Annotated in this window: 3 protein-coding genes and 1 pseudogene; 1 reads left to right on the forward strand and 3 read right to left on the reverse strand. The window is 66.4% G+C overall.

The window, feature by feature from the left end; genetic code table 11:
* A partial coding sequence (locus tag AC2TEW_RS38910; RefSeq protein ID WP_484627728.1) for an IS5 family transposase occupies positions 1-450 on the forward strand: 450 nt, incomplete at its 5' end.
* 69 nt (positions 451-519) lie between these two features.
* Here the strand turns inward: AC2TEW_RS38910 and AC2TEW_RS38915 are convergent.
* From AC2TEW_RS38915 to AC2TEW_RS38925, 3 genes and pseudogenes are all read right to left on the reverse strand, one after another.
* Positions 520-1,506 carry a hypothetical protein gene (locus AC2TEW_RS38915; RefSeq protein ID WP_484627851.1) on the reverse strand — a complete coding sequence of 329 codons (987 nt, stop codon included), beginning with the start codon at positions 1,504-1,506 and terminating at the stop codon, positions 520-522.
* 149 nt (positions 1,507-1,655) lie between these two features.
* On the reverse strand, positions 1,656-2,090 hold the full coding sequence (locus tag AC2TEW_RS38920) for an aggregation-promoting factor C-terminal-like domain-containing protein (RefSeq protein WP_484627852.1): 435 nt from the start codon (positions 2,088-2,090) through the stop codon (positions 1,656-1,658).
* Positions 2,091-2,372: 282 nt separating this feature from the next.
* A pseudogene (locus tag AC2TEW_RS38925) lies at positions 2,373-2,645 on the reverse strand (ISAs1 family transposase); the annotation flags it as partial.

Raw genomic sequence — 2,645 nt, forward strand, 5'->3', positions numbered from 1 at the left:
CCCTCGCCGGTCGACCGCGCACGGCCGGGTTCCAAGCACCATGTGATCGTTGACCGCCACGGCACCCCGCCGGCCGTGTCCGTGACCGGTGGAAACCGGCACGACGTCACGCAGTTGATCCCGCTCCTGGACGCGATACCCCGCATCCGGGGCCTGCGCGGACGCCCCCGCAACAGGCCCCGACGGCTGTTTGCCGACCGCGGCTACGACTTCGACAAGTACCGCCGCCTCCTGTGGAAGCGAGGCATCAAGCCCCTGATCGCGCGGCGCGGCGTCGCCCACGGATCCGGGCTCGGCCGCACCCGCTGGGTCGTCGAGCGGACCTTCGCCTGGCTCCACCAGTTCAAGCGACTCCGCACCCGCTACGAACGCCGAGCCGACCTCCACCAAGGACTCCTCGAACTCGCCGCCAGCATCATCTGCCTCCGACGACTCCAAAGATCATTCTGATACTCCCTTCTGAAACGATCAGTTACACCGTTCAATGGACAGACCCGACTGTGACAGTACGGCCGGATGTTACGGCAGCTGGTCGGTCTCAAGGACGTTGTCAGGCTGGTTACCGCTGATATGGGCGTTCTCCAAGGTGATCTGGCTGCCTTTGCCGAAATACGGGCTGCCGTCGTAGATGCCGCCAGCTCGAGCCGCGGTGTTGTCCTTCACCGCACCGTCGATGATCTCCACGGCTCCCAGGTTGATGATCCCGCCGCCGATGGCAGCCCGGTTGTGGTGAATCGATCCGCCGATCATCTTCACTGTGCCGCTCACCGCGTTGGTGATGCCCCCTCCCCCCAGTGTGGTGGAGTTCTCAGCCACCACGCTGTCGTCCAGGAACAGCGCGCTGATGTTGTGGATACCCGCTCCCCCGGCGGTGGCCGGCCCGTCCGAGATGTTGTGCGAGACCGCCGTCCGGTTCAGCTGCGCCGTTCCCAGGTTGTACATACCGCCGCCGTAGCTATTGACCTTGGCGCTGTCCTTGTTGGCGTAGATGACGGAGTCGTCCAGTGTTATCTGCCCCTCGTTGGTAATTCCACCGCCGCCGCTTGCGGAGAAGTTGTTCTTCACTTGGATGTGGGAGCCCCACACCTTTCCCTGTTTGGTGACCAGGATGCCGGCGCCGCCCGTGTCCGCCCTGGTGGAGGTCGGGCTGGACAGCCGTCCGTCCATGACCGTGACGCTGTCGGCGCGCAACGTGCCGTCCACCGTCAGGATCCGGAAGTCAGGGGCACCATCGGCGCGCGAGATTGCTGCTTCGTTGCCGTGGAGCGTGATGGTGCCGGTGAGGGCCGGGAGGGGTCTGTCCAGGACATAAGTGCAGTGCGGGGCGAGCGTGATATCTCCTTCACCGTGGGCATCCGCCTGTGCCACGGCGGACTCCAGTGCCTGCGGGGAGCAGGAGAGGGTGGGGCCGGAGTCCGCATGGGCTGCAGTCGTCATGCCGGCGACCGGCACAGAGGCGGCGGCTATCAGGAGGGCCGCACGTGCATTCCTGGAAAGATTCATCATGTTCCTTGTTCAAGTCCCGTACAAGCAGGCGTGTGGTTCGCGGGCTTCGGCACCGGAGCGACGGTGCCCCCGCGCGCGGGACCGATGGACATGCTGGTGGTTCCCATCGTCCCGGCAGGGGCTGCAGCGGCTGACCGGATGATCCCGGTTCAGTACCAGTCGAGGAGGCTCAGTTCGTGGCTCCAGGCGCCGGCCGGGCTGCCGTACCGGCTGTCCAGGTGGTTCAGCTCCCACCGCAGCTGTGTCCTGTAGCCGGTGCCCGCGTTCGGGCAGCCGGAGGATGACGCGGGCTGATGCGGACCGGCCGCGTCGTTTGTGGAGTTGGCCGCCTTGAGGTTCCAGCCGTTCGCGTGGCTGATGACGTTGTCGAACGCCGTCACCTGGTCCGGCTGATTGGGGAACTCGGCCTTCACGATCGTGGCGGCATAGGCCTGCTCCTGTGCCTGGGTGGGCTGCACGGTGGCGAAAGCGGAAGCCGGGGCCAGCAGTACCCCGGCCACAACTGCGCTGGGCAGCAGGAAGGCAGCGGGCCTGCGAAGCCGGGCGAGGTTGGGGTGCATGGTGATGTCAGGCCTTTCGATCATGTGGCTACCCGCGCTCCGCCTGCAAGATCGGCTCCGTCACATCGTCGTGGTTCCGATGGTCCTGGGGCCTGAAGGGTCCGATCAGCGGTGCGCTGCGGTTCTTGCGCCGTGTGCTCCTGAACTCCAGGCAACCGCGCCCACCGCTGCGATCCGCTCGGCCAACCGGCCGATGGACCGGGTCGGCCGTGCTTCCCCTGGTCGGGGGTGCGAATTCCGCCCGGGATGTCCCCGCCTGCTGGCCAGGGCTGATGCAAAGTCGGATCTCAGTCGTGAATATGCAGGTCACCGGGGATGCCGAAGAGGTCGAGCGGGGCTGTGTGCGGGTGCGAGTGCCAGCCGGCGGCGGGCGTCGGCGATGGAACTTCCTGTCCTGCGCAGGAAGTTCATCGTGACCGATCTCAACGTGGCCATGTTCTGGGCTCCGTGGCCGGTGCGGATGCGGGAGGCGTCCTCGCCCAGCGTCACGTCCCGCACGTAGTGGACCTTGTTCTCGATGCCCCAGTGCCCTCGTGTGATCTCGCCGATCCGCTGCGGGCCGGCCTGTCGCGAGGTGAG

It is taken from the genome of Kitasatospora sp. NEAU-CNBT7 (genome assembly GCF_057220535.1).

Bases quoted from the DNA above. Each gene is read 5' to 3' on its own strand.
- AC2TEW_RS38915 (WP_484627851.1), bottom strand. From the start codon at position 1,506: ATGATGAATCTTTCCAGGAATGCACGTGCGGCCCTCCTGATAGCCGCC.
- AC2TEW_RS38920 (WP_484627852.1), bottom strand. From the start codon at position 2,090: ATGATCGAAAGGCCTGACATCACCATGCACCCCAACCTCGCCCGGCTT.